Source organism: Acinetobacter sp. IK31, from assembly GCF_035615195.1.
Taxonomy (GTDB): Bacteria; Pseudomonadota; Gammaproteobacteria; order Pseudomonadales; family Moraxellaceae; genus Acinetobacter; species Acinetobacter calcoaceticus_C.
In genome coordinates, this window is the sequence record NZ_JANBOB010000002.1 from 1 (window position 1) to 25,822 (window position 25,822).

At 39.6% G+C, this 25,822-nt stretch carries 24 protein-coding genes and 2 pseudogenes; 20 read left to right on the top strand and 6 right to left on the bottom strand.

The features are described 5' to 3' along the window. Positions 1–356 (top strand): annotated as a pseudogene (locus MSG66_RS00840) (TetR family transcriptional regulator); the annotation flags it as partial. Positions 357–396: 40 nt separating this feature from the next. Here the strand turns inward: MSG66_RS00840 and MSG66_RS00845 are convergent. Further along, a complete protein-coding gene (locus MSG66_RS00845; RefSeq protein ID WP_324651538.1) occupies positions 397–681 on the bottom strand; it encodes a DUF1330 domain-containing protein in 285 nt (94 codons plus the stop codon). Between the two features lie 59 nt (positions 682–740). Continuing rightward, the gene (locus MSG66_RS00850) at positions 741–1,403 is read right to left on the bottom strand and encodes a GntR family transcriptional regulator (RefSeq protein ID WP_324651540.1); all 663 of its coding nucleotides are present in this window, start codon (positions 1,401–1,403) and stop codon (positions 741–743) included. Between the two features lie 152 nt (positions 1,404–1,555). Here MSG66_RS00850 and MSG66_RS00855 point away from each other — a divergent pair, with 152 nt between their 5' ends. The 10 genes from MSG66_RS00855 (at position 1,556) to MSG66_RS00900 (ending at position 11,283) form a co-directional block, all read left to right on the top strand. Next, a complete protein-coding gene (locus tag MSG66_RS00855) occupies positions 1,556–2,158 on the top strand; it encodes an amino acid synthesis family protein (protein WP_042896754.1) in 603 nt (200 codons plus the stop codon). Then, entirely contained in the window at positions 2,127–2,918 is a 792-nt protein-coding gene (locus MSG66_RS00860) for an alpha/beta fold hydrolase (protein WP_133974216.1), read from the top strand. The genes MSG66_RS00855 and MSG66_RS00860 overlap by 32 nt, the downstream gene beginning before the upstream one ends. Before the next feature lie 30 nt (positions 2,919–2,948). Continuing rightward, the gene (gene tgnA, locus MSG66_RS00865; protein ID WP_042896751.1) at positions 2,949–3,881 is read left to right on the top strand and encodes a flavin-dependent trigonelline monooxygenase reductase component; all 933 of its coding nucleotides are present in this window, start codon (positions 2,949–2,951) and stop codon (positions 3,879–3,881) included. A 2-nt stretch (positions 3,882–3,883) separates the two neighbouring features. Continuing rightward, on the top strand, positions 3,884–4,921 hold the full coding sequence (tgnB, locus tag MSG66_RS00870; protein WP_262471606.1) for a flavin-dependent trigonelline monooxygenase oxygenase component: 1,038 nt from the start codon (positions 3,884–3,886) through the stop codon (positions 4,919–4,921). Positions 4,922–4,932: 11 nt separating this feature from the next. Then, entirely contained in the window at positions 4,933–6,402 is a 1,470-nt protein-coding gene (gene tgnC, locus MSG66_RS00875) for a (Z)-2-((N-methylformamido)methylene)-5-hydroxybutyrolactone dehydrogenase (RefSeq protein ID WP_042896750.1), read from the top strand. 128 nt (positions 6,403–6,530) lie between these two features. Next, complete coding sequence (locus MSG66_RS00880; protein ID WP_128814422.1) at positions 6,531–6,668, top strand: hypothetical protein; 138 nt, start codon at positions 6,531–6,533, stop codon at positions 6,666–6,668. 38 nt (positions 6,669–6,706) lie between these two features. Continuing rightward, positions 6,707–8,113 carry a purine-cytosine permease family protein gene (locus MSG66_RS00885; RefSeq protein ID WP_075431355.1) on the top strand — a complete coding sequence of 469 codons (1,407 nt, stop codon included), beginning with the start codon at positions 6,707–6,709 and terminating at the stop codon, positions 8,111–8,113. Positions 8,114–8,138: 25 nt separating this feature from the next. Continuing rightward, positions 8,139–9,308 carry a hypothetical protein gene (locus MSG66_RS00890; RefSeq protein ID WP_324651550.1) on the top strand — a complete coding sequence of 390 codons (1,170 nt, stop codon included), beginning with the start codon at positions 8,139–8,141 and terminating at the stop codon, positions 9,306–9,308. Positions 9,309–9,445: 137 nt separating this feature from the next. Next, positions 9,446–10,903: an NAD-dependent succinate-semialdehyde dehydrogenase gene (locus MSG66_RS00895; RefSeq protein ID WP_133974212.1), complete on the top strand. Its 1,458-nt coding sequence runs from the start codon at positions 9,446–9,448 to the stop codon at positions 10,901–10,903. Then, entirely contained in the window at positions 10,900–11,283 is a 384-nt protein-coding gene (locus tag MSG66_RS00900; RefSeq protein ID WP_000064100.1) for a carboxymuconolactone decarboxylase family protein, read from the top strand. The genes MSG66_RS00895 and MSG66_RS00900 overlap by 4 nt, the downstream gene beginning before the upstream one ends. 62 nt (positions 11,284–11,345) lie before the next feature. On the opposite strand, the pseudogene MSG66_RS18675 reads toward MSG66_RS00900, so the two are convergent. Beyond that, positions 11,346–11,489, bottom strand: a pseudogene (locus MSG66_RS18675) (IclR family transcriptional regulator); the annotation flags it as partial. A 278-nt stretch (positions 11,490–11,767) separates the two neighbouring features. Here MSG66_RS18675 and MSG66_RS00910 point away from each other — a divergent pair. Next, complete coding sequence (locus MSG66_RS00910) at positions 11,768–12,412, top strand: glutathione S-transferase (protein WP_324651556.1); 645 nt, start codon at positions 11,768–11,770, stop codon at positions 12,410–12,412. Positions 12,413–12,564: 152 nt separating this feature from the next. Here the strand turns inward: MSG66_RS00910 and pobR are convergent, their stop codons facing one another. Next, complete coding sequence (gene pobR, locus MSG66_RS00915) at positions 12,565–13,380, bottom strand: IclR family transcriptional regulator PobR (RefSeq protein WP_324651558.1); 816 nt, start codon at positions 13,378–13,380, stop codon at positions 12,565–12,567. Positions 13,381–13,521: 141 nt separating this feature from the next. On the opposite strand from pobR, the gene pobA reads away from it, so the two are divergent. From pobA to phnX, 8 genes are all read left to right on the top strand, one after another. After that, positions 13,522–14,736 carry a 4-hydroxybenzoate 3-monooxygenase gene (gene pobA, locus MSG66_RS00920; RefSeq protein WP_324651560.1) on the top strand — a complete coding sequence of 405 codons (1,215 nt, stop codon included), beginning with the start codon at positions 13,522–13,524 and terminating at the stop codon, positions 14,734–14,736. A gap of 175 nt (positions 14,737–14,911) precedes the next feature. Then, positions 14,912–15,634 carry a UTRA domain-containing protein gene (locus MSG66_RS00925; RefSeq protein WP_133974204.1) on the top strand — a complete coding sequence of 241 codons (723 nt, stop codon included), beginning with the start codon at positions 14,912–14,914 and terminating at the stop codon, positions 15,632–15,634. A 93-nt stretch (positions 15,635–15,727) separates the two neighbouring features. Then, positions 15,728–16,765 (top strand): putative 2-aminoethylphosphonate ABC transporter substrate-binding protein, encoded by a 1,038-nt coding sequence (locus MSG66_RS00930; protein ID WP_324651563.1) that lies wholly within the window; start codon positions 15,728–15,730, stop codon positions 16,763–16,765. Between the two features lie 22 nt (positions 16,766–16,787). Then, positions 16,788–17,990 carry an ABC transporter ATP-binding protein gene (locus MSG66_RS00935; RefSeq protein ID WP_324651565.1) on the top strand — a complete coding sequence of 401 codons (1,203 nt, stop codon included), beginning with the start codon at positions 16,788–16,790 and terminating at the stop codon, positions 17,988–17,990. Beyond that, positions 17,984–19,693, top strand: a complete 1,710-nt coding sequence (locus MSG66_RS00940; RefSeq protein WP_324651567.1) for a putative 2-aminoethylphosphonate ABC transporter permease subunit — start codon at positions 17,984–17,986, stop codon at positions 19,691–19,693. Before MSG66_RS00935 ends, MSG66_RS00940 begins: the two co-directional genes overlap by 7 nt. Before the next feature lie 102 nt (positions 19,694–19,795). After that, positions 19,796–20,950 (top strand): TIGR03364 family FAD-dependent oxidoreductase, encoded by a 1,155-nt coding sequence (locus MSG66_RS00945; protein WP_324651569.1) that lies wholly within the window; start codon positions 19,796–19,798, stop codon positions 20,948–20,950. 65 nt (positions 20,951–21,015) lie between these two features. Continuing rightward, positions 21,016–22,164: a 2-aminoethylphosphonate--pyruvate transaminase gene (gene phnW / locus MSG66_RS00950; protein WP_324651571.1), complete on the top strand. Its 1,149-nt coding sequence runs from the start codon at positions 21,016–21,018 to the stop codon at positions 22,162–22,164. Between the two features lie 36 nt (positions 22,165–22,200). Further along, complete coding sequence (gene phnX, locus MSG66_RS00955; RefSeq protein ID WP_324651573.1) at positions 22,201–23,016, top strand: phosphonoacetaldehyde hydrolase; 816 nt, start codon at positions 22,201–22,203, stop codon at positions 23,014–23,016. A gap of 225 nt (positions 23,017–23,241) precedes the next feature. Here phnX and MSG66_RS00960 read toward each other — a convergent pair whose 3' ends face one another. Both MSG66_RS00960 and MSG66_RS00965 read right to left on the bottom strand, forming a co-directional pair. After that, positions 23,242–24,492 carry an MFS transporter gene (locus tag MSG66_RS00960; protein ID WP_324651575.1) on the bottom strand — a complete coding sequence of 417 codons (1,251 nt, stop codon included), beginning with the start codon at positions 24,490–24,492 and terminating at the stop codon, positions 23,242–23,244. Positions 24,493–24,553: 61 nt separating this feature from the next. Beyond that, positions 24,554–25,705, bottom strand: coding sequence for an acyl-CoA dehydrogenase family protein (locus MSG66_RS00965; RefSeq protein WP_324651577.1), 1,152 nt, complete (start codon positions 25,703–25,705; stop codon positions 24,554–24,556). Positions 25,706–25,822: the final 117 nt, after the last annotated feature.

Below are 25,822 nucleotides of genomic sequence, written 5' to 3' on the forward strand. Positions count from 1 at the left end.
AAGGCACAAGCGTGAAAGATAAACTCAAGGCGATTTATCTTTTACATACCGACTTAGAGGGGCTGTACTATTTGCTATTTAAAGCCATTTTTGAAACGAAAATGAGCTATCCAAAAGCCTATCAAGTTGCGATTAAATATAGAACATGGCTGATCAATGAAATCTATAGCCAGCTTAGAGCACTTAAAACCAATGCGACTTTTCAGGATGCAAAGCTATTTTTATATATGATTGAAGGTGGAATCATTCAGCTTTTAAGTTCAGATGGGGCAGATGATCGGGAAAGGGTGTTAGATTGTTTTTTTTGTGGGGTTCGTTTAAGACATATAAATGAGCTAGCTGATATAACGACTTAAAATAAAATGGATTTCTCTGTTAAGAAATCCATTCAGTAATTTAGATACCTTCAACAAAGCTAACCATCACATCGCAACAGCCTTCGCGTTTACTTTTGGCAAGCTGATATTCAGGTGAAAAATAGCATTCACGTGCAGTTACCATATCTGGAAACTCAATCACCACATGGCGTTCAAATGCTTTTCCTTCTAAGACTTCTGAAGCTCCGCCACGGGCAAGAAATTTAGCTCCATACTTTTGAAAAGCTTGTGGAGCTGTTGCTATATATTGTTTGTACTGTTCCATATCATGAATAGTGACATGAGCAATCCAGTATGCAGACATATCGTATTTCCCTATATTTTTAAGCTAAAACTATCTAAATTTTTCTAAATTGTGTTATCTCAGGCCTCTAAAATATTTTTAGCAATGGCAGCCGCTTCGGTAACATGCTCAGCAACGGCTTGTTTTGCCATTTCAGGGTCTTTATGAAGATAAATTGCTTCACACATATTTTTGATGCGTTGATAACCTGAGATTTCACGTTTTGTCGATTTCATGGTCATGGCACGAAGACGACTAATTCGACCATTTAAGCGTTGAACAACTTCCCATGCAATATAGTGTTTTGCGGTTGTGAAGATGGTTTGATAAAGCTGGGTTGAAGTCGCAATAATAAGATTGATGTCATCGGCAGCAAAAGCAGCTTTAAGATCTTCTAATAGAAGTTTTAATTTTTCAGCAGTTTCTTCATCTAGGTTTTTGGTGCAGTCCACAACAGCACTTTGTTCTAATAAAAGGCGAATTTCATAAATTTGTGAAGCAATTTCCCAGTTAAGTAGAGAGACGATCGGGCCTTTATTGGGCAAAATCTCAACTAAACCTTCTGCCTCTAAATAACGTATCACTTCACGAACCACAGAACGGCTCACTCCGAGCTCTTCACATAACGTTCTTTCAACCAGTCTTTTTCCTGATGGGAAATAGCCGGTAATAATAGCATTACGTACTTTATCTAAACACAGCTCACGTAAAGTTACGGGCGGGTTTTCAATTTTAAGATTCATAAATAATTAAATTTTCCTGTTTTTTAACATGTTGAGTTTCATTACATGTTTTTCAATAAAAATTAGCATAGCAAACTCTTGCTTTTTTTTCAGTATGTATTATGGTATACCATAATACGAATGACAAGATAATTTACTTGCAAGGAAGAGCAATGGAACTCATACGTAAAACAGTGCTTCATGTAGAAACAACTTATGTTGATGGTGGCAAAGAAGCAGCAAAGCCTTTAAAAATGGTGGCAGCCGCAGCGGTCATTAAAAATCCGTGGGCAGGCCAAGGCTATGTAGAAGACCTAGCACCAGAAATTCGCCGTATTGCACCCATCTTAAGCGAACATTTAACCAAACTTATTCTTGATGAAATCGGTTCTGGTGAAGCAGTTGAAGCTTTTGGTAAAAGTGCGGTGGTTGGCTTAAACGGTGAACTTGAACATGCATCAGCTTTAATCCACACCTTACATTTTGGTAATACTTACCGTAGTGCAGTCGGTGCGAAATCTTATTTGGCATTTAATAATACGCGTGGCCCAGCAAATGCACCGATTTTAATTCCAATGATGGATAAAAATGATGAGGGCCGCCGTTCTCATTACTTAACACTGCAATTTGCAATTCCAGATGCACCTGCTGCCGATGAACTTGTTGTTGTGATTGGTGCAGCAACAGGTGGTCGACCACATCATCGTATTGGTGATCGTTATAAAGATTTGGAAGAGTTAGGCCATGATGTCAAAAACCCTGCAGCTGTCAAATAACCGTATTGCTCACTATTTTGAGCAAGGCGAAGGAGAGCCTCTGGTTCTGATCCATGGAGTGGGGATGCAAGCTGCGGCATGGTATCCACAAATTGAATATTTTTCTAAACATTATCATGTAATTTCATTGGATATGCCGGGACATGGGCAAAGTACCAAATTACCGGCAGAAGCAAAATTACAAGATTTTGTTGAATGGACCATCGAATTTATTACAGCCTTAAATCTAGGTCCTGTAAATTTAGCTGGACATTCAATGGGATCTCTCATTACGACAGGAGTCAGTGTTACCCGTCCTGATTTAGTTAAACGGATGGCTGTACTCAATGGTGTATATAAACGTACAGCACAGGCACGTAATGCTGTAATCCAAAGAGCTGAAGAGTTAAAAACAGGCCGTATTGATGTTGAGACTCCGCTACAGCGCTGGTTTGGTGAAAGCGAAGTAGAGCGTATAGCAGCAGCCAAAGTGAAATCATGGTTGGAAAATGTCGACTTGTCTGGTTATACAACTGCATATTCTGCGTTTGCGCAAGGTGATGAAACCTATGCAGATGATTGGTCAAAGATAACGTGTCCTGCTTTGGTGTTGACCGGAACGGATGATCCGAATTCAACAGCAGAAATGGCACAGCAAATGGCGAATCAGGCAAAACATGGCACTGCAATTGTCATTGAAAATGAACGTCACATGGTGAACTTAACTGCACCTGACAAAGTGAATAATGCAATGCAAACGTGGTTGGAAACCAGCGTTTAATTTGCCACACATTGCTGAAGGAATATAACAATGAGTGAAATGGATACTATTAATAAAATACGTGAACTACGTGATGCTTTCGGATCATTTATGACGGGCGTTACGGTGGTCACAACCTGTAAAGAAGATGGAACACCACTTGGCTTTACAGCGAACTCTTTTGCTTCGGTGTCTTTGGACCCAGCTTTACTTCTTGTAAGTATTGCAAAGACATCAAGCAATTATCATAACTTTGCAAACACACCTCATTTTGCGATCAATATTTTGGCAGAAGAGCAAAAAGATGTTTCTAATACGTTTGCTCGTCCAAGCGAAGACCGTTTTGCAAATCTTTCATGGTCAAAAAGTGCTTGCCAAAATCCGCTTATCGATCATGTCAGTGCATGGTTCGACTGTACAACCTATCAAGTTGTTGATGCAGGGGACCATGCAATTTTAATTGGTAAAGTTGAAGATTTTGCTTCAACCGGTTTTGCAGGTCTTGGCTATTATCGTGGTGGATATTTTACACCAGCCAAACTTTCTGCCGAGGTCATCTCTGGTCCGAAAGTCGTGATGAGCGCAATTATTGGTCATGAAAATACCATTTTACTTGAAGAAACTGCCGATCATAAATGGACTATTCCAAATGTAATGGTTGATAAAGACGGTGCAGATAAAGCGCTTGAGAAAATTTTTGCACAATATCAGCCAGATGCTTCTGCTAACTTCATTTACTCTGTATATGAAAACGTTGAAAACCAGCAGCAATATATTTCATTTTTATGCAATACACCCGTAGCTCAAGCAACTAAAGGTCAGTTTGTCGATTTAAATGACCTAGAGAAACTTGAGTTTGTAGACAGCGCTCTAGAAAGTATGTTGATGCGCTATCGTAAAGAAAACCATTTAAAAACTTATGGTGTTTATTACGGAAATCAGACAACAGGTACAGTTCGTCAAATCGTTAAAGAGGAAGTTTAATCATGCGTTTTTCATTATTTGTGCATATGGAACGTGTTTCTGATCAGCAAACCCAGAAACAACTCTATGATGAAATGATTGAGCTTTGCCAGATTGCAGACCGTGGCGGTATGCATGCGGTTTGGACAGGCGAACACCATGCCATGAACTTTACCATTGCACCAAACCCATTTTTAAATCTGGTTGATTTAGCGAATAAAACTCAAAATGTTCGTCTAGGTACTGGCACGGTGGTAGCACCATTTTGGCATCCGATTAAACTTGCAGGTGAAGCTGCAATGACCGACATTATTACCAATGGTCGTTTAGATATTGGTATTGCTCGTGGTGCCTATTCATTTGAATATGAGCGCATGGTTCCGGGCATGGATGCATGGAGTGCTGGTCAGCGTTTACGTGAAATGATTCCCGCAATTAAAAACCTTTGGAAAGGAGATTATGAGCATAAAGGTGAATTTTGGCAGTTTCCAAAAACGACTTCAGCACCTCAACCGCTTCAACAACCGCACCCACCAATTTGGGTTGCAGCCCGTGATCCAAATAGCCATGAATTTGCTGTGCAAAATGGCTGTAATGTACAGGTAACGCCTTTGCATTTTGGTGATGAAGAAGTTGAAAAGCTCATGGGACATTTCAATGCAGCTTGTGAAAAGTTCAATGAAATTCAGCGCCCTGAAATTATGTTGCTGCGCCATACTTATGTTGCAGACAGTGAAGAAGATGCACAACTGGCAGCAGATGAAATCAATGCATTCTATAACTACTTTGGTGCTTGGTTTAAAAATGAGCGTGAAATTACTCAAGGTTTAATTGCGCCTATCACAAAAGAGGAAATGGCTGCACATCCTTTTTATACACCAGAAGCGATGCGCAAAAATAACGTGATTGGACAAGCTCAAGAAGTCATTGAACGCTTAAAAGCTTATGAAGCAATGGGCTACAACGAATATTCTTTCTGGATTGATACGGGCATGAGCTTTGAACGTAAAAAAGCATCATTGGAACGTATGATCAATGAAGTTATGCCGGCATTTGCATAGAGGCGAATATCATGACAGCAGACTTTCAGCTTTATATTAATGGTCAGTTTGAATCTGGTGCAGCAACTTTTGAAAGTATTAATCCTGCAACGGGTGAGGTCTGGGCAAACATGCCGGAAGCTCGAACCGATGAAGTGAATCGAGCGGTTGAGGCAGCATCTCACGCGTTAAAAGCACCTGATTGGGCGGGTTTAACTGCTTCACAGCGGGGTAAATTACTTTATAAGTTAGCTGATTTAATTGAAAAAGCTGCACCGCAGCTTGCTCAAATTGAAACCAGTGATACAGGCAAAATTATTCGTGAAACCTCTAGCCAGATTGCCTATGTTGCTGAATATTATCGATACTATGCAGGTATTGCCGACAAATTAGAGGGTAGTTTTCTACCGATTGATAAAGCGGATATGCAAGCATGGATTGTTCGTGAACCAGTAGGTGTAGTTGCTGCAATTGTTCCTTGGAACAGTCAGTTATTTCTATCGGCAGTAAAGGTTGGCCCAGCTTTAGCGGCAGGTTGTACCGTCGTGCTAAAAGCCTCTGAAGATGGCCCTGGGCCATTATTAGCTTTTGCTAAATTGGTCCATGAGGCTGGTTTCCCGGCTGGAGTGGTCAATGTGATTACAGGTTTCGGACCTGAATGTGGCGCCGTGCTGAGTAGTCATCCTGCTGTTGCCCATGTTGCGTTTACGGGTGGTCCAGAAACTGCGCGGCACATTGTACGTAACTCGGCTGAAAATCTTGCCAAAGTCTCACTCGAATTAGGTGGTAAATCTCCATTTATTGTATTTGCTGATGCAGATATTCAAAGTGCTGTAAATGCTCAGGTCGCTGCTATTTTTGCTGCCACTGGGCAGAGTTGTGTAGCAGGTTCTCGTTTACTGGTTGAAGAAAGCATTAAAGATGAATTTGTTCAGCGTTTGGTTGAGCGTGTACAAACCATAAAAATTGGTTTACCTCATGAGATGGCAACTGAGTTTGGACCACTTTGTACCTTACGCCAACGCCAAAAAATTGAGCAAGTCGTTGCAAGCTCAATCCAGCAAGGTGCAAAACTTCTTACCGGTGGTAAAAGCCTTGAGCGAGCAGGTTATTACTATCCACCGACCATTTTAGATTGTACTGATGCACCTCAAGCAGATTGCATTACAACTGAACTATTTGGTCCGGTTTTATCAGTAGATAGTTTCAAAGATGAAGCGGAAGCCGTGCAAAAAGCCAATAGTACGCCTTACGGACTGGCAGCAGGAGTCTTTACCACCAATTTAAGTCGTGCTCATCGTATGACTAAAGTGATTGGTTCGGGAATTGTTTGGCTAAATACCTACCGCGCTGTTTCTCCACTCGCACCTTTTGGTGGACATGGGCTTTCGGGGCATGGTCGAGAAGGCGGCGCAAATGCTGTTTTAGATTACACCACCACTAAAACAGTTTGGTTACGTACCTCAGATGAGCCAATTGATGATCCATTCGTCATGAGATAAGTCATGACTTGGGTCAGAAACTATATCGGGATTTTAATTTCAAGGATGAAAAAATGAATCAGTCAAATTTAACAATCAACTAAAGCCTTTAAATAGTTAAAAAGTAAAACTAGATGTATTGATGCTCAATAATAGTATCAATCGGACGGGCTTTACCTTTTTCTTGGCTAAAACAACACAAACAGATCAATGATCGGTTTGTAAAAGGAAATAAAAAGATGAAGCCAAGTCATATTGAAATGACTTTGGCTGAGCAGATTTTTTGATGTTGAGGAAATGAATTCCTCAAAGAGAGATTAAGGATATGAGCCAAAACGAAAATAGCAATAATGCTTTCGCAATCGAAAGCCATTCTATTGATTATGTTGCTCCCTCTGAACGTAATGGGAAAGTTCGCGATCTATTCACATTATGGTTTTGTACCAATATTGCACCGCTTGCCGTAATTACGGGAGCAATGTCAGTTTTAACGTTTAACCTCAATATTGTAAGTGCATTGCTTGCGATCTGCTGCGGACATTTTTTTGGCGCAGCAATTCTAGCTTTGACTTCTGCACAAGGACCACAGGTCGGCATTCCTCAAATGATTCAGAGCCGCGCACAGTTTGGGCGTTATGGGGCATTGCTAGTTGTACTGTTTACAACACTCATCTATTTAGGTTTTTTTATTTCTAACATTATTTTGTCAGGGAAAACCCTTCATACCGTTGTTCCAGCGATTCCTGTGCCAATTGCTACAGTTCTGGGGGCAATTGCTGCAACAACGATAGGGGTGATCGGTTACCACTTTATTCACAAGTTCAATAAAATTGGGACTTGGTTCATGGGTGGTTCATTGCTCATTGGCCTAATGATTATGGTGCCGCATATTAATGCAGATGTGTTAGCCAAAGGTTCTTTCCACATGAAAAGCTGGTTTGCCATGTTTGGGTTGTGTGCTGTATGGCAAATTAGTTTTTCACCTTATACCTCAGATTATTCACGATATTTACCAAAGTCGATTGGTATTTATAAACCATTTATCTTTACCTATTTAGGCGCATCTTTAGGAACTATTTTTGCCATGGCATTTGGCACGATTGCGGTCAGCATTGGTTCAACCACAGATGCAATGGAAGCGGTAAAGTCTGGTACTGGGCTATTCGGTTATGTTCTTATGATTTTGTTCTTATGCAATATCATTGGTCACAATGCCATGAACCTATATGGTGCGGTTCTGTCGTGTATTACCTCTATTCAGACTTTTGCAGGGCAATGGATGCCAAGCCGAAATATCCGAGTCGTGTTATCAATCATCGTGTTAATTCTAGCGACTTTAACTGCGCTTTGGGCATCAAGTAACTTTATTAGTTTCTTCTTAAATGTGATTTTTGCCTTGTTATTTATTTTGGTGCCATGGGTTTCTATTAATTTATTAGATTTCTATGTAGTTAATAAAAAGTCTTATGACATTCAATCAATCTTTGCACGTGATGGTGGTATTTACGGCAAATTTAATGCAAAAGCGCTTACGGCTTATTTCATTGGTATCGCGGTACAAATTCCGTTCTTAAAAAATGCGTTCTTTACAGGTGCATTAGCCGATGTAATTCCGGATGCGGATATTTCATGGGTCATTGGATTGGTGGTGAGTCTGGTGGTGTATTACATCTTTAATCTAGGAAAGATTAAATGTTCTGCACCCGCGTTAAATGCAAAATTACCTCAATAAGCATTGTAGTGAAAGGAATCCGACAATGAAAAAAAGCTATTTAAAAGCGGCTCTAAGCACAGCATTGATGGCCGTAATCTATCCGAGTTACGCAGGTGTAAATTTTGGAAATAGCGATAGTGAATACGGGAAGCTCACCGTATCAGGTTATGTTCGCGCTAACTATCAAGATAAACACTATGGAGAGTCTGCTTCTGATCAAAAAATTCGTTTTGATGCTGCGCAATTAAAATTGGACTATGAGCGTGGATCGTTATTTGGTCACGCGGAATATCGTTGTTATCAATATGATCGTCTATGTGATTTCTCAACATTGATTGATGGTTATGTGGGGTACAAATTAAATAAAACAGATCAGGTGGTGGCAGGTGTTCAGCCGATTCCATTTGGACCGGGACGTTTCTGGGGCAATAGCTTATATGGAAGTATGAGCACAACAGCCGGTTTAGAAGATGTTCATAATCTTGGTTTGAATTATCACTTTGAATTGCCAACAGCAACCAAGTTTGATGTAGGGTATTTTGCGGTAGATGGTGGAAACTACACAGGCTCTACCCAAGATTCAGGTCGCTACACTGCAAATTATGTCAGTTCAGACGATCCGAATAAAACTGATTTGCAAGAAAAGAACATGTGGGTAGGCCGAGTGACTCAAGATGTAAATCTTGGAATTAATGGTTTAACAACACAGCTCGGTGGTTCATATTGGACATCCGATATTGAAAATAAAGCTGCTTCGAGTGATGGGCGTCGTCATGCATGGGCACTTTTTGGTAAAGCCAATTATGGCAATTTTAATGTGACCCTTACAGGCGGTAAAAATGACGTAACTAATCAGGACCAGCTTAATCCAAATCATTCGCTTATGGGTTCTTATGACGGTGAATATTATGTGGCGAACAAAGGAACGTTCTATACAGCAGACGTCGGCTATTCTTTCAAAAATGTTAAGCAGATCGGGAACATTACGCCGTACTTTATGTACAGTCAGTACGACAAAGATCAGGACAATATGAAAGATTCGATCCGTAATATTATTGGTGTGTCTATTGACCATAAACAGCTATCTTTGGTGGCTGAATACATCATGAGTAAAAATGACCCATTCATTGGTGGGACTCAAGATTCATTGGCACAAGGGGATGATAACCAGTGGAATAAGTTGCTTAACTTAACGCTGTTTTATTATTTTTAAAGATATTTAAACATTCGGGCATACCGAAAATTTTTTAAATTAATTTTTGGTATGCCATAATACAAAGTTGATGGTGAGCTATTTAATTTATGTATCGCTCCACTATCAATGCAGAAGATCTCAACAGGATAATGATCATGCAGCTTAATGAACTCGCTTTATTTCGTCAGCAAGCCTTTGTTGCTGGAAAGTGGTGCGATGCGGACCATCAACAAACATCCAAAATTTTAAATCCGGCGACATTAGAAGTTATTGGTACTGTCCCAAATATGGGTAAGGCTGAAGCCGAGCGTGCCATTGAAGCTGCCAAAGAAGCTTGGCCGCTATGGAAAAATAAAACAGCAAAAGATCGATCAATGATTTTAAAAAAATGGTTCGATTTAATTATTTTAAATGCAGATGACTTGGCTTTTATTTTAACGAGTGAGCAAGGAAAGCCTTTAGCTGAAGCTAAAGGTGAAATTTTATATGCTGCAAGTTTTATTGAATGGTTTGCCGAAGAAGCAAAACGAGTATATGGCGATATTATCCCAAGCCCATATCCTGATGCTCGAATTGTCGTAAATAAACAGCCTATTGGCGTCGTTGCAGCTATTACGCCGTGGAATTTTCCGGCTGCCATGATTACGCGCAAGGTTGCTCCAGCCTTGGCGGCAGGTTGTCCTTGTATTGTAAAACCGGCGCCTGAAACGCCTTTTACTGCTTTGGCTTTAGTGGACTTAGCCGTGCAAGCTGGTGTACCTGCTGAAATCTTTAGTGTGATTACAGGCGATGCAGTTCATATTGGTGATGCGATTTTTGAAAGTGATGTTGTACGCAAATTTACTTTTACGGGGTCAACTCCAGTCGGCAAAATGCTGCTTGAGCGTTCAGCAAAAACCTTAAAAAAAGTTTCCTTAGAGTTGGGTGGCAATGCGCCGTTTATTGTATTTGATGATGCCGATTTAGATGCAGCAATTGAGGGGGCACTCATTGCTAAATTTAGAAATGCAGGGCAAACCTGTGTGTGCGTTAATCGATTTTTAGTGCAGGCTGGCATTTATGAAAAATTTATTGCTGCTTTGAGCTTAAAAATTCAAAACTTTAATATTGGTAATGGATTAGAAGCAGGGCATGACATTGGACCTTTAATTAATGCCAATGCGGTGAAAAAAGTTGAAGCTCATATTCAAGATGCCTTAGATAAAAAAGGTCGTCTTGTGGTTGGTGGTAAAAAGCATATAGCGGGTGAATTGTTTTTTGAACCGACTCTTATTGCAGACGTTACCGCTGATATGGATGTGGCAACTCAAGAAACGTTTGGTCCACTGGCTGCCATATTCAAATTTGAAACCGAGCAACAAGCTGTTGAAATGGCAAATGCAACTGAATTTGGTTTAGCTGCATATTGTTACACCAAAGATTTAGGTCGTGCTTGGCGAATGAGTGAACAGCTTGAATATGGCATGGTCGGAATTAATAAAGGCCTTATTTCAAATGAAGTTGCGCCTTTTGGTGGAATTAAACAGTCGGGTTTGGGGCGTGAAGGTTCCAAATACGGTATTGAAGATTATCTGGAAATTAAATACACCTTGTTTGGAGGATTGAATATATGAGTAATGAAAAATTTGAAAAGGGTTTAGCAATCCGTAAACAAGTTCTTGGTGAAGAATATGTAAATAATTCAATCAACAATGCGGATGAATTTAATCTTCCTCTTCAAGAGCTAGTTACTGAATATTGCTGGGGAGCTGTTTGGGGACGTGAAGAGTTAAGTAAGCCTGAGCGTAGTTTGATTAACTTGGCAATGATTTCGGCTTTAAATCGTCCACATGAATTAAAACTACATGTCAAAGGTGCACTACGGAATGGTGTGCCTAAAGAGAAAATTCGTGAAGTGCTCTTACAGGTTGCAATTTACTGTGGTGTACCTGCTGCTGTAGATAGTTTTCGTATTGCTAAAGAGGCAATTAAAGAGTTTGAATCTGAGCAATAAACTTTCGCTTTGCGTATTAAAAAGGCCTTGTTCAAGTAGACGAGGCCTTTTTAATACATTATTTAAATCACATTTCTGAGTTCATTTGCCGTGTTGCGCAGCAATGGCAAAATTTGGTGAACCAAATAATCTTCTTGTATACGGTTGGTTTCAGACATGCAGTTAAGTGCTGCTACCGCTTGACCTCGTGCATCAAAATCGATCACGCCAATACGTTCTTGTTGTAATAGTAGTGGATTGTTTTTTGCGCAGTTTAGGTGGTTAATATAATTTGAGGCCTCAGAATGTGCTAGACAATCAATAAAATTAAAAGCCAATTTGTCACCATATCTACGGATGTGGTTTTTTATGTTTTTAACACATTTACTTTATTACTTAATCAAACAAATGCTGAGCTGATAACAAAAAATATTAGACCGGTCGTCTATCAATCTATATAGTTAGGCCTCACTTTGTTGACCTTCTAGTTTAAAAGAGAAAATTAATGTCTATTATTCTTCATCATTTAAATGCTTCACGCTCATTTCGCATTCTGTGGTTACTTGAAGAAATTAAACAACCTTACGAATTAAAAAGTTATTTTCGAGATAAAACTACAAATCTTGCACCTCAAGAATTAAAAAATATTCATCCTTTAGGAAAATCACCTGTGATTGAGCTAGATGGAAAAGTAATTGCTGAATCAGGTGCCATTGTAGAAATTTTGATTGAAAAGTTTGCTCCTCAACTTATGCCCGCGAAAGATTCAGACAGTTATCTTGATTATTTACAATGGATTCATTTTTCAGAAAGTTCGGCTATGGTTCCATATTTATTAAATATTTTTAATTCGATTGAGTTAAAAAATGGCACTCAATTAAAGTTCTTGGATCAATATGCGCATGCTGAATTGGATAAAGTTTTTTCATATTTAGATCAACAATTAGAAGGCAAAAAATTCTTAGTAGACAATTGCTTAACGGGTGCAGATTTTATGATTGGTTTCGTAGTCTATGGTCTAATTAATTCTTTAAATATTCGATCAAAATATCTTAATATTGAACAATATGTAAAAAGTCTAGAAAGCTTAGAAAGCTGGCAAAAAGCCATGTCTATAGAACAAAATCTTCCTCACCAAATCAATGCCTAAAAAATTGCTGTAAGTAATTTTTTCAATATTTTTTAGCGGCTCAATTGGCTCGTATTGGTTCTGGCAAACCAGCGAGTTAAAGGGTTTGCCATTTAAAATCATGAGTTGAAACTCTTGTACCTCTAATTGATGACAAGAGTTTCTATGTCTATTTAAATCACATTTCTAAGTTCATTTGCCGTGTTGCGCAGCAATGGCAAAATTTGCTGAACTAAATAATCTTCTTGTACACGGTTGGTTTGAGACATGCAGTTAAGCGCTGCCACCGCTTGACCTTGTGCATTAAAAACAGGCACAGCAATCGCAATCACACCAAGTTCATGTTCTTCTTTTGAAAGACAATAATCTGATAATGAAATGCCCTTAAGTACTTCAAAAAAATTGGATTCATCTACAACGGTAAATGGGGTTAAGCGTTTTAAACCGTAAGTTTTTACCCATGTGTGCTGAGCTTCTTCAGGCAGTGCTGCAAGCAACACTTTACCTGTGGAAGTTGCATGGGCAGGCAGTCGGTTTCCTAAATGCATGCCGTAAGGGCTTACGCGTAAATTATCTTGCTGCGGTAAATAACTGCGGGCAATCGGCACGACTTCGTTATCGTCCAGAACCACAATTGAAAAAGTCAGAGACGTTTGCGCGCACAAAAGATTTAAAAATGATTGAGCAACTTTAGGCAGATGGGCAGAGCTTAAATAAGAACTTGAAAAGCGCAGCACGCGATGGGTGAGCCAAAAGTAATGTTCATCTGTTTCTAAATAGCCTAAGTATTTTAAAGTTTTTAGATAACGCCTTGCCGCCGTGCGACTAATACCGGTTCGTTCGGCCACTTGAGTTACATTCAGCCGTTGTCGATCTGTTCCAAAAGCTTCCAGTAACGCTAAGCCTTTTGCTAACCCTGCAATGTAGTCTTCTTGACGAATTTTCTCATGCGAGTTCGGGTGCTCTAAAAAAGCATCGAGAGAAGGCATCCTTTCATTCCTGTTATTTTGGTTGTTTCTGTCCGCTATTCGGACAAACTAAATGATAAACGGTTATTTTCGTCTTGGATACATAGTGCACAAAACTTAAAGCCAGTAATTTAAAAGTCAGGATAAAACAAGGATGAAGTTATGGATATTTTAAAGACACAGGTTGCAATTATTGGTTCTGGACCAGCAGGGTTATTGCTTGGGCAACTTCTATATAAAGCTGGGATCGATCATATTATTGTTGAGCAACGTAGTGCTGAATATGTGGCTTCACGGATACGCGCAGGAATTTTAGAGCAAGTTTCGGTCGACTTACTTAAACAAGCAGGCGTTGACCAAAATTTAAAAGACAAAGGATTACCGCATTCAGGCATTGAAATCTTAACCAATGGTGTAAAACATCGGGTTGATTTGGCCGCACTAACGGGTGGAAAACAAGTGACCGTATATGGTCAGACCGAAGTGACTAAAGATTTAATGACTGCGCGTGAAGCAGAGCAGCTGACTTCATTTTATGAGGCTCAAAATGTACAGGTTAAAGATTTCTACAATGCTCCAAAAGTTGAGTTTGAGTACCAAGGTAAAGCCTTTCAAATTCAGTGTGACTTTATAGCAGGTTGTGATGGTTACCATGGCGTCTGCCGTGCCAGCGTGCCTGAAGATAAAATTAAAACTTTTGAAAAAGTTTATCCGTTTGGCTGGTTAGGTGTGTTGGCAGATGTTCCACCTGTAGCCGATGAGTTGATTTACGTACAGTCTGAACGTGGATTTGCTTTATGCAGTATGCGTTCTGAAACGCGTAGCCGTTATTATTTACAAGTCCCTTTAACAGATCACGTAGAAGACTGGTCGGATGAAAAGTTCTGGAATGAGTTAAAAAACCGCCTAGATCCTGAAAGTCGTGAAAAGCTCGTTACTGGGGCTTCTATTGAAAAAAGTATTGCACCGTTACGTAGCTTTGTGACGGAACCAATGCGTTTCGGGAAACTGTTTTTAGCAGGTGATGCTGCACATATTGTTCCACCGACAGGAGCAAAAGGCTTAAATCTCGCTGCGTCTGATATTGCTTATTTATCAAGTGCACTCATTCAATATTATGTCGAAGGTTCAGAACAGGGTATTGATGAATATTCTGAAAAATGCCTACAACGTGTATGGAAAGCAGAGCGTTTTTCTTGGTGGATGACTCATTTATTGCATCGTTTTGAAACAGAAAGTGAGTTTGATCATAAGATTAAACAAGCAGAGTTGAGTTACGTGCTTGGATCTGTCGCAGGTAGAACAACATTGGCTGAAAACTATGTTGGTTTACCTTATGAAATTAAGCAAATTGATAGTTTTAAGCACGCAAGTTAAAGGCTAGATAAAAAATAAAAAGGGCATGAATATGCTCTTTTTTATATAAAAAACTAAATGGGAAGAGATAGGTTAAGAGATTGTTTTGTTTAAAAGATCGGCATTAATAAAAGCTTTTGTCACATTTTTTCAGTATATTGCTATTAATTTCTTTATTTATAAATTTTAAGTTTGTATGGAACAGGACCAAGCACGCATACCTAAATATATTCCTATCCGCGATGCAATTGCCCATGACATTGAATCTGGCGTATTAGAAGCCCACGCAAAACTCCCGTCGGAAAGAGTGCTTTCTGAACAATTCCAAACCACTCGAGTGGCTGCACGTGAAGCTTTACTGGCTTTGGAAACTGATGGTTTGATTTATCGATTAGACCGCCGTGGTTGGTATGTTCGTTCTCCTCGTATTATTTATCACCCGCAATCTACAAAAAACTTTAATCAGTTTGTGATTGAACAGGGCTATGAACCTTCTACGGAAGTGATTTCGAGTGAGCTTACGCAGGCCACTTCTTGGGATGCCAAGCATTTAAAAGTTGAAAAAGAGCATCCGATTTATTCAGTTTGGCGACGTCGTTGCATTAATGGACGACCTGTTTTGGTTGAACATTTACGTGTTAACGCCGAGCTTTTTCCTGAGTTTTTAACTCATGATCTCAAGCAATCCATTACTTTACTCATGGCAAATCAATATAACTGCCATATCACCAGAGCCGATATAAACCTGTATCCAACGGCTTTATCAGAACAACAGGCTAAAGCACTTCATGTGAATGTTGGTGCGCTTGGGTTATATATTCGTCGTAGCAACAGAAATGAAGAAGGTATCATTACCGATGTTGACCAAGAATATTGGCTACATGATGTTTTAGATTTGCATTTCGAAGCGCGAGCATAAAAAAATGCAATCTGGTTTAAACCAGATTAATTAAACTGTCATATAAAACTGTTCAAATACGATCATCAAATAATTGCATTCGATGGTTTGCAGATGAAACAGTATGTTCAACAGACAATTAAACTCAGCACTGCATCAATTTTAGGTGTAGTGGTCGCTATGCAAATGGGATGTTCATCGGCGACATCAAAAAACTCAGAAGAAATTATAGTCTATACGGCAGTGGAAGCCGACCAGCTTAAACAATATCAAAAAAAATTACATCAAGCCTATCCAGAGCTAAAAGTAAAATGGGTACGTGATTCAACAGGTGTGATTACTGCTAAGCTTTTAGCAGAGCAGAAAAATCCTCAAGCAGACGTAGTTTTTGGTGTGGCATTAACCAGTTTGCTGGTCATGGAAAAGAAAGACATGCTTGAGCCTTTTAAACCAGAAGGTGTTGAAAATTTAAAACCGGAATTTGTAAGCCAAGAATCTGTACCGACTTGGACAGGCATGGATGCATGGGAATCTGCAATTTGTGTTAATAAAGTCGAATTAGAGAAACGTAAATTACCAATTCCCAAAACTTGGAAAGATTTAACCAATCCTATTTATAAAAACCTAATTGTGATGCCAAATCCAGCCTCAAGTGGAACAGGGTATTTAGATGTCACGGCTTGGATGCAAATTTGGGGTGAAAAGCAGGCATGGAATTATATGCAGGCTTTAGATAAAAACATTTCACAATATCCTCACTCTGGTTCAAAACCTTGCAAGATGGCGGCACAGGGGGAAATTCCAATTGGCGTTTCTTTTGGTTATCCAGCATTTAAATTAAAAGCAGAGGGTGCACCTTTAGAAGTGGTTTATCCAACTGAAGGTTTAGGCTGGGAAATGGAAGCCTCAGCAATTGTGAAAGGAACTAAAAAATTAAGTAGCGCACAAAAATTTATAAATTGGTCGGTAAGCAAAGCGGCAAATGAAGCCTATGCCCATAACTTTTCAATGGTGGCCTACAAAGGCATTGAAAATACCACTATGGACTTCCCGAAAAACCTTTCTCAAATGCTCGTGAAAAATGATTTTTATTGGGCGGCCGAGCAGCGTGAACGTATTTTGGCTGAATGGTCAAAGCGTTTTGAAAAGTGATCTTTTGGATAAGGGCTTCATTATGCAAATTCCTTCGTCATTACAATCATCGCTGCTTGGTCAAAACCAAAAGGCCAAGTTGGCAGGGCATTTATTGTCGACATTAACGACCTATAAATATCCTGAACATGGCCCCTCGGTTTTAGAAGTGGTGGATATACAAAAAAAGTTCCAACACTTTCAGGCTCTAACTCATATTAATTTAGACCTGAAAGCTGGTGAATTCGTTAGCTTTGTGGGGCCGTCAGGATGCGGTAAAACCACATTGCTACGCATAATTGCAGGACTAGAAAAACCTGATTATGGAAAAGTCATAAAAAAGGGCACAGATATTACATTGTTGAGTGCTGAAAAACGCCACTGTGGCATTGTGTTTCAGAACTATGCGTTATTTCCAAATCTAAACGTTGAAGAAAATATTGCTTTTGGCTTAGACAAAAAAAGGTGGGATAAAGCACAGCGTAGTCAAAGGGTCCAACAGCTATTAGAACTGATTGAACTACCCAATATTGCGAAAAAATATCCGAACCAATTGTCGGGTGGGCAGCAGCAACGTGTTGCGCTTGCTCGGGCAATTGCACCGGAGCCAGATATTTTACTGCTGGATGAACCGCTTTCTGCACTCGATGCACAAGTGCGTCTAAACCTAAGACAAAAGATCCGTTCAATTCAATCGCAGCTTAGTTTGCCAACCATTATGGTGACGCACGATCAAGAAGAAGCATTAAGTATTTCTGACCGTGTTGTAGTGATGAATCATGGTGTAATTGAGCAAATTGACACGCCGCACAATATTTATTACAAACCACAAACCCAATTCGTTGCAAAGTTTATTGGCACCATGAACTTTTTTAAAGCGGTTTGTTCAGTACCGAATCAGCTCGAAGTTTTAGGTTTTATTCCTCTAAATTTGGAGCAGCAAAAGCTTAAAGCTGGGCAAAATTACAGCATTGGTTTTAGACCTGAAGCTGTCGAGTTGGTTGATGATTTAGGCAGTGATAAAGAGTCATTGTATTTACCCGTTAGAGTATTAAGTACTGAATTTTTAGGTGCGAAACGTCGTTTATTTTGCACCATTCATATCGATGGAATTGAGCAGGCAAAACATCTTTTACAAATTGAAATTGAAAATACAAAGTTTAAATCTTTGCAAGAATTCATGTTTATAAAAGTGCCTAATCAACTCATTCATGTCTTTGACGAACAAGGGTACGCACTATGTTAAATGAAGCTGCTTCAGCGGTTTTAAAAACACAGCCGCGTCGAAAAACTGAATATTCGTTAAGATCAAATATTGTTTTGGCTAGCGTCGCAATTGCTTTAACTTTAGCTATTATTGCTCCATTAATGTTGCTATTTCAAACTGCATTTTTTGATGAAAATCAAAATTTTGTTGGTCTTAAAAATTTTTATAATTATTTTGGAAGTCCAGCTTTACTCAGCTCTGTATTTAATTCGATGTGGATTGCTTGTACCGCCACTGTCATTACAGTATTGCTTGCTAGTATTTATGCTTTTGCATTAACCAACGTCAATATGAAAGGTAAAGGCTTCTTTAAATTGGTGGCTTTTTTACCGATTTTAGCGCCATCACTTCTGCCTTCTTTGGCACTGGTTTATTTGTTTGGTAAGCAAGGTGTGTTTAAACCATTGCTGGGCGATATACAAATTTATGGTCCTATCGGTATTTTAATCAGTTATTGCTTTTGGCTATTTCCTGCAATTTTGATGTTGATGATGGTGTCTTTTCGCAGTGTCGATCAGCGTTTAATTGAAGCATCTTTGTCGTTTGGCAAAAATATCTGGAAGACGCATTACCACGTCACACTACCTGCAATTCGTTATGGGCTAATCAGCGCAAGTCTGGTGGCTTTCATTTATGTACTGACCGATTTCGGCATTCCAAAAGTCATTGGCGGTTCATTTAATATGATGGCGCTTGATGTCTATAAACAGATTATTGGTCAGCAAAACATGAGCATGGGTGCAGTGATTTCCATCTTATTATTGCTACCAGCTGTTTTCGTGTTCATTTTCGATCGAATACAAAGCAAGCGTCATGCGCGTTTTCAAGCTTTCCAGACTAAACCTTATGTCTCTGCATCGAATAAAAAACTTGAAGTGGTTCTGAGCTTATTTTGTGGTTTGGTTTGTGGTTCGATTTTACTGATTATCTTTACGGCAGTACTCGCCTCATTTATCCAGTCTTGGCCTTACGATCTATCTTTGACCTTGGCACATTACAGTTTTGAATATGTCGATGGCGGAGGTTGGGCGGCGTACTTCAACTCGGTTCGAATGGCACTCTTTAGTACGGTTTTTGGAACAGCACTGATTTTTATGGTGGCACTATTAACTGAGCGTTTTAAGGCACATCCACTCATTAAAAACTATGTACAAGCTTTGGTTTTATTGCCACTTGCTGTACCAGGGTTGGTTCTAGGTATTGCTTACATTTTGTTTTTTAACCAGCAAAGTAATCCGTTAAATGTGCTGTATGGAACCATGACCATTTTAGTGATTTCAACCATTGTCCATTATTACACTGTGCCACATCTTACTTTAACGAATGCCATTAAACAGATTCCGCTACAACTCGATCAGGCAGCAGAAAGTTTAGGTACAACGAAGTGGAAAACCTTTTGGAAAGTGTATTTGCCCATGTGTTTCCCAGCCCTATGCGATGTGTCGGTCTATATTTTTGTGAATGCTATGACCACTGTATCCGCTGCTATTTTCCTCTATTCACCAGACACCAGTTTAGCTGCAGTTGCTGTTCTAAATATGGACGATGCAGGAGACACGGTCGCTGCTGTTGCTATGAGCATTTTAATTTTGACGACCTCATGTGTTGTAAAACTGGTGCATTGGTTATTTACCAGAAAAATTATGGCAAGAAGTCAGCAATGGCGTGAAGGCTCTCACTAAGTTTTAGCTAAACACAATTTTTATTTAACCGACTGAAAAAGCAATGCTTTGTTAAACAAGGCAAGGGTTTGTTCATCTTAAATTTCGCAAATTGGAAGTCTTATGAATCACATACAGTTTGATTTAATTGTTGTCGGTGCAGGCATTTTAGGTTTGTCCGCTGCAATACAGGCGCAAGAACAAGGCTTAAAAGTCTGTATCTTTGAGAAAAATGCCCAACCTGTGGGGGCAACTCGTCGTAATTTTGGAATGGTCGGAACATCAACATTAACGCATCCAGAGAAACAGTGGCGAAAGTATGCAGTTGCAACACGTTCTTTTTACCAACGAATTCAGGCTGAAACCGATATCTCATTTGCTCAAAGACAAGGCGTATATCTAGCCAATACAGCACTTGAATGGCAAGTTTTAAATGAGTTTGCCGTGCGTGCAAATAACTACCAAATTCCAGTTCATTTGCTAAATCATGATGAACTACTCACCCAATTTTCCTATTTAAATCCTTCGCAGCAGTTTCAAGGTGGGTTGGTTTTCGAAGAAGATTATTCGGTAGAACCGCATGTGATTGGGCAGCGACTATTGGCATATGCCGAAAGTAAAGGTGTAGAGATTTATACCAATGCGTGTGTCGTTCAAACCCAATATCAGCAGGAAAGTTGTCAGGTTCGTTTGGCAAGCGGTGAGACTTATCGGGCAAATAAAGTTTTGATCTGTCACGGCGAAGTCATCGATGTTTTATATCCAGATCTCTTACAAAGTTTGAACCTGAAACGTTGTGGCTTACAAATGGCGCTGACTCAACGGTTCCGCCAAAACTTAAATGCTTCTATCTATTCAGGCTTATCTATTTCACGTTATCCGGCTTTTGAAATTTGCCCAAGTCATGCAGAACTGATTAAAACGTCACAGCAGGGATTCATTAAAGAATTCGGTATTCATATTCTGATTAAACAAAACGAATTTGGTGAGCTGATCGTGGGTGATAGCCACGAATACCATTCGATTAATGAAGCGCCTCAGTTTGAGCAACGTGAAGATATTAACCAGTTTATAAAAACTTACTGTCACGAAAAATTGGGACTGACTTTACCTCCGATCCAAAAACGTTGGAATGGTTATTACCTGACTCATGAACATGAGTTGGCCTGCGTCACTGAAGCTGAAAAAAATATCTTTCTTGTGAGTGCTATCGCGGGGAAAGGCATGACCACAGGGGCTGGATTTATCAAAGAAGTATTAGAACAAAATATTTATTAGTTTGTAATCTGGTTTAAACCAGATTGGCATATATTGAAATTAACACAACCGAAATGAGCAATCTTATGAACATGCAACCACAACTTGATATGGATTTAGAAAACAAATATTTGCTACTAACTCCAGGACCATTATCCACATCGGCAACCGTGCGCCGTGCCATGCAAAAAGACTGGTGTACTTGGGATCAAGAATATAATTCGCTTGTACAAGATATTCGTAATCGACTAGTCAACTTGGCAACCAGTCAACCTAAAAAATATACGACTGTCTTGATGCAAGGTAGTGGTAGTTTTGCAGTGGAGTCTGTGCTTGGTTCAGCTATTCCGCGTGATGGCAAAATCTTGATTATCAATAATGGCGCCTACGGTGCACGCATGGTGCAAATGGTGCGTTGCTTAAATATTGAAGTTGTAGAACTCAGTTATTTAGAAACCCAGACACCAGATTTGCAAGAGATTAAGCGTATTTTAGAAGATAAAACAATTAGCCACGTTGCTTGTGTGCACTGTGAAACAACCACAGGAATTTTAAACCCGATTCAAGAAATTGGCCGTTTGGTTAAAGCAGCAGGAAAAATCTGGATTGTGGATGCCATGAGTTCATTTGGTGGTGTTCCAATGGATATTGCTGAGCTTGAAATTGATTTCCTGATTTCAAGTGCAAATAAATGCATTCAAGGTGTCCCGGGTTTTGGTTTTATTTTGGCGAAGCGTGATTGTCTAGAAGCATGTAAAGGTTTGGCACGTTCGGTTAGCCTCGACTTATATGACCAGTGGAATACCATGGAGCAGCATAACGGTAAATGGCGTTTTACCTCACCAACCCATGTAGTACGTGCATTTTATCAGGCATTGCTTGAGCTTGAAGCCGAAGGTGGAGTTGCTACACGTTATCAACGTTATTTAAAAAACCAAGAAACCTTATCGCAAGGTATGCAACAACTGGGCTTTGAGTTGGTACTCAGTGAGCAGTGTCCACAATCACCCATTATTACCACTTTTCTTTACCCAACAGTCGAAAAATTTAGCTTTCAGTCATTCTATGAAACGCTAAAAAAAACAGGTTATGTGATTTATCCAGGCAAAGTCACAGATCTTAATTGTTTCCGTATTGGCAATATTGGCGAAGTTTATATTCATGACATTGATGGGCTTCTTGCTGCCATTGCCAGCTACTGCGAAAGCCATCTAAACCAAGCTGCAACAGCATAATTTTTATTAAATTATTTAAATTAAAGGGAATACATCATGACGACGAATAATACGCAAATTCAAGCTGTTGTTTTTGACTGGGCTGGCACAACAGTAGATTTTGGTTCACGTGCACCAATTTTGGCTTTTATGGCTTTATTTAAAGACAACAAAATTGAAATTACGGTTGAAGAAGCTCGTGCCCCAATGGGTTTAGAAAAGCGTGACCATATTGCTGCTGTTTTAAAAATGCCGCGTGTGGCAGTTGCATGGCAGGAAATATATGGACAGGCTGCAAATGAAGCAGATATTGACCGTCTATATAAAGACTTTATTCCTTATCAATTAAAATCGATTCCAACATGTTCTGCGTTAATTCCAGGTGCATTGGAAACTTTTGAAAATATTAAAAAACGTGGTGCAAAAATTGGTAGTAACACAGGTTATGCATCAATAATGATTGGGCGATTGGTCAAAGATGCTGCCGATCAGGGCTATCGACCAGACTGTATTGTTACTGCCAGTGACGTAAAATTCGGACGTCCATATCCTGAAATGCTATGGAAAAATCTAATTCAACTTGATGTATCCGACATCAAAACAGTTGTAAAAGTAGATGATACCGTGGTGGGTATTGATGAGGGTTTAAATGCAGGATGCTGGACGGTCGGGCTTGCGATTAGTGGCAACGAAGTCGGTTTAAGCTTTGAAGAGTGGAGTGCATTATCGACAGATGAACAGATTATTCTAAAAGATAAGGCATATCAAAAAATGAATGCGTCGGGCGCTCACTATGTGATTGATAGTGTCGCTGATTTACCAAATGTTTTAGATGATATTGAACGCCGTTTGGGACTAGGTGAACGACCTTAAATATTTTAGGTCAATATCTTTTTAAGCTTAGCTCCCTTGGGAACTAAGCTTACCTAAAAAATTAAAATGAAGAGTAGATAAACTCTACATGTTTGGAAATAAGGAGCAACCTTGCGGAAGAAAACTCCTTATTTGCTTCTAACGATTTAAAACACATGTTTAGACCGTTAGAACCATCAACCATATAGGCACATGACCTATATGGTATTTTGTGATGGATCTTTTTTACGACTTTTGTGGGTCATATAATTTTTCTTTAATGAATAAGGCGGGGATCACACCACAAATCAGATATGCGGCTCCCATTACAACAAAACCTAAACCAATAGAACCGCCAGATGCTAAAAAGCCGATGGTTGCAGGTGCAAGGGCTGCTCCAAGACGACCCACATTATAAGCACCGCCAATTGCTGTACCACGGATGGCTGTCGCAAAACTTTCAGTCATATAGGTTGCATTTACGCCGTAAGGAATACCGTATAGGAAACCGAAGGTAACGAGTAAATATAAAATATTGCTTGGTGAGTTATAAAAAACAATAAGTGGTAAGAAAATAGCAGTACCAATCGCACCAAAGGCATAGGTAAAACGACGGCCTAATTTATCTGCCATCATGCCTGCAAGGACTTTACCTAAAATCATGGCGGTATATGTACCGACCATATAAGCCGTCATTTCTTTAAACTTCATACCTAACTCACTTTCTAAGTAAGAAGGCATCCAGTTATTTACACCATAGTAGCCAAACTGTAAGAAGCCCGCGGTTAATGCCCAAAGGATAAACATATTACGGTTCTGTTTATCTTGAAAAATAAGCTTAAACGCTGAGGTTTTCGATGTGTTTTGAGCCGCAACAGGTTGTTGTAGTCGAGCCTGTTGCCAAGCTAAAGGTTCTGGTACAAAAATATGCATTAAAACGGCAATAATGACGGGAATAATTGCAACGTAAAACAGCATGCGCCAGCCATGATCGGGAATAATCCAGCCTGCAAGTAAGGTCGCAACAATATAGCCGACGGTCCAACCCGCTTGTAAAGTTCCGAGTACGGTTGTGCGGTAACGTGTCGGTACATATTCGGCCATCAATGTATTACAAGCAATGTAGAGCGAGCCGAGCCCAAGTGATGCAAAAAATCTTAAAATACCGAATTGAAGAAAGCTCTGAGTAAAACCTAAACCACAGGTGAGGAGTGAGAAAATTAAAATAGAAATAACAACAATACGCACGCGACCAAATTTATCACACGCCCATCCCCCAAAAATTCCACCAACAGCCATACCTGCTAATGTGAAACTGCCCAGCATACCTGCTTGTACTGAACTTAATCCAAAATCTGCCTTAATACTATTTAAGCTATAAGACAGCAGCATCAAATCTGCACCATCCACCAATAGCGCTAGAAATGCAAAAATAAATGCAATTTTCCAAGTATGAGGCTGTATACGTGAAAGACTTTCTTTGTAATTTGTAGCCATAATCCATTACCTACATTTGATTGAACGCACTTCAAATCTTTTTAAAGTGCTTAAAATTTGATTAAGACGCAGCACGAATCATGTTTCGGGCAATAATCATTTGTTGAATTTGGGTGGTGCCTTCATAGAGACGGAACAGACGAACATCTCGATAAAAACGTTCAATCGCATATTCACTGATGTAACCTGCACCGCCGTGAATCTGTACGCAGCGATCAGCGACTCGACCACACATTTCGGTTGCAAACATTTTTGCGCAGGAAGCTTCAGTGCTGACGTTTTGTCCTGCATCACGTAGACGTGCAGCGTCTAAAACCATGCATCTAGCTGCATAAATTTCGGCTTTTGAGTCAGCAAGCATGGCTTGAATAAGTTGGAATTCGGCAATGGGTTGCCCAAATTGCTTACGTTCGATGGCGTACTTTAAAGAGTCGTCTAGCATTCGGGTTGCTGCTCCAACACTCAAAGCCGTAATATGCAAACGGCCTTTATCCAGTACTTTCATGGCAGTTTTAAAACCTACACCTTCAACCCCACCAATCAATGCAGAAGCAGGGATACGACAATTTTCAAAAATCACATCACAAGTGTGAGCGCCTTTTTGCCCCATTTTTTTATCGCGTTTGCCCAAAGAAATGCCGGGTGTTTGGCTGTCGACAATAAAAGCAGAAATACCACCAGCACCCTTAATATCAGAACTTGTGCGTGCCATAACTGTAAATATGCCAGCATGAGGGGCATTGGTAATAAAGCGTTTGGTGCCATTTAAAATATAAAAGTCGCCATCTTTTACTGCACTAGTCTTTAAAGATGCGGCATCAGAACCAGCATCGGGTTCAGTTAAGCAAAAAGAACTGATTACTTCACCGCGAGCTAAACGTGGCAAGAAAAATGATTTCTGAATTTCGGTACCGTCAATAATGAGACCACTTGAACCAATACCATTATTGGTACCAATAAGAGAACGAAAAGCAGGAGAGGTCCGTCCTAATTCAAAAGCAACATAGACTTCTTCTTCCATTGTAAGTCCAAGGCCTTCGTACTCTTCAGGAATGGTTAAACCAAATAAGCCCAGCGCTTTCATTTGCTCAATAATATCTTGAGGAATTTCATCCGTTTCAGCGACTTCATTCTCATGAGGAATTAATACACCTTCAACAAATTGTCGAATCATATCAACAAGTTGATTTAGTGTTTCCTTATCTCGAATCATAGTCTCATCCTTTTACTACATACTAAAAACATCAATGTGATGTTCGCAAAATCACCAATATTTGAAGCGATAGTAATCAAAGGATGAACGCAAAACAATATATTTTGAAAATTAATT

Excerpts from the sequence above, each read along its gene's own strand:
- MSG66_RS00860 (WP_133974216.1), top strand. The coding sequence starts at position 2,127 with ATGATGTCAAAAACCCTGCAGCTGTCAAATAACCGTATTGCTCACTAT.
- MSG66_RS00940 (WP_324651567.1), top strand. The coding sequence starts at position 17,984 with ATGTTAAATGAAGCTGCTTCAGCGGTTTTAAAAACACAGCCGCGTCGA.
- MSG66_RS00850 (WP_324651540.1), bottom strand. The coding sequence starts at position 1,403 with ATGAATCTTAAAATTGAAAACCCGCCCGTAACTTTACGTGAGCTGTGT.
- pobA (WP_324651560.1), top strand. The coding sequence starts at position 13,522 with ATGGATATTTTAAAGACACAGGTTGCAATTATTGGTTCTGGACCAGCA.
- tgnA (WP_042896751.1), top strand. The coding sequence starts at position 2,949 with ATGAGTGAAATGGATACTATTAATAAAATACGTGAACTACGTGATGCT.
- MSG66_RS00885 (WP_075431355.1), top strand. The coding sequence starts at position 6,707 with ATGAGCCAAAACGAAAATAGCAATAATGCTTTCGCAATCGAAAGCCAT.
- tgnC (WP_042896750.1), top strand. The coding sequence starts at position 4,933 with ATGACAGCAGACTTTCAGCTTTATATTAATGGTCAGTTTGAATCTGGT.
- phnW (WP_324651571.1), top strand. The coding sequence starts at position 21,016 with ATGAACATGCAACCACAACTTGATATGGATTTAGAAAACAAATATTTG.
- MSG66_RS00900 (WP_000064100.1), top strand. The coding sequence starts at position 10,900 with ATGAGTAATGAAAAATTTGAAAAGGGTTTAGCAATCCGTAAACAAGTT.
- MSG66_RS00945 (WP_324651569.1), top strand. The coding sequence starts at position 19,796 with ATGAATCACATACAGTTTGATTTAATTGTTGTCGGTGCAGGCATTTTA.
- MSG66_RS00910 (WP_324651556.1), top strand. The coding sequence starts at position 11,768 with ATGTCTATTATTCTTCATCATTTAAATGCTTCACGCTCATTTCGCATT.
- MSG66_RS00890 (WP_324651550.1), top strand. The coding sequence starts at position 8,139 with ATGAAAAAAAGCTATTTAAAAGCGGCTCTAAGCACAGCATTGATGGCC.
- MSG66_RS00855 (WP_042896754.1), top strand. The coding sequence starts at position 1,556 with ATGGAACTCATACGTAAAACAGTGCTTCATGTAGAAACAACTTATGTT.
- MSG66_RS00845 (WP_324651538.1), bottom strand. The coding sequence starts at position 681 with ATGTCTGCATACTGGATTGCTCATGTCACTATTCATGATATGGAACAG.
- MSG66_RS00930 (WP_324651563.1), top strand. The coding sequence starts at position 15,728 with ATGAAACAGTATGTTCAACAGACAATTAAACTCAGCACTGCATCAATT.
- MSG66_RS00935 (WP_324651565.1), top strand. The coding sequence starts at position 16,788 with ATGCAAATTCCTTCGTCATTACAATCATCGCTGCTTGGTCAAAACCAA.
- tgnB (WP_262471606.1), top strand. The coding sequence starts at position 3,884 with ATGCGTTTTTCATTATTTGTGCATATGGAACGTGTTTCTGATCAGCAA.
- MSG66_RS00965 (WP_324651577.1), bottom strand. The coding sequence starts at position 25,705 with ATGATTCGAGATAAGGAAACACTAAATCAACTTGTTGATATGATTCGA.
- MSG66_RS00895 (WP_133974212.1), top strand. The coding sequence starts at position 9,446 with ATGCAGCTTAATGAACTCGCTTTATTTCGTCAGCAAGCCTTTGTTGCT.
- phnX (WP_324651573.1), top strand. The coding sequence starts at position 22,201 with ATGACGACGAATAATACGCAAATTCAAGCTGTTGTTTTTGACTGGGCT.
- MSG66_RS00925 (WP_133974204.1), top strand. The coding sequence starts at position 14,912 with ATGGAACAGGACCAAGCACGCATACCTAAATATATTCCTATCCGCGAT.
- pobR (WP_324651558.1), bottom strand. The coding sequence starts at position 13,380 with ATGCCTTCTCTCGATGCTTTTTTAGAGCACCCGAACTCGCATGAGAAA.
- MSG66_RS00960 (WP_324651575.1), bottom strand. The coding sequence starts at position 24,492 with ATGGCTACAAATTACAAAGAAAGTCTTTCACGTATACAGCCTCATACT.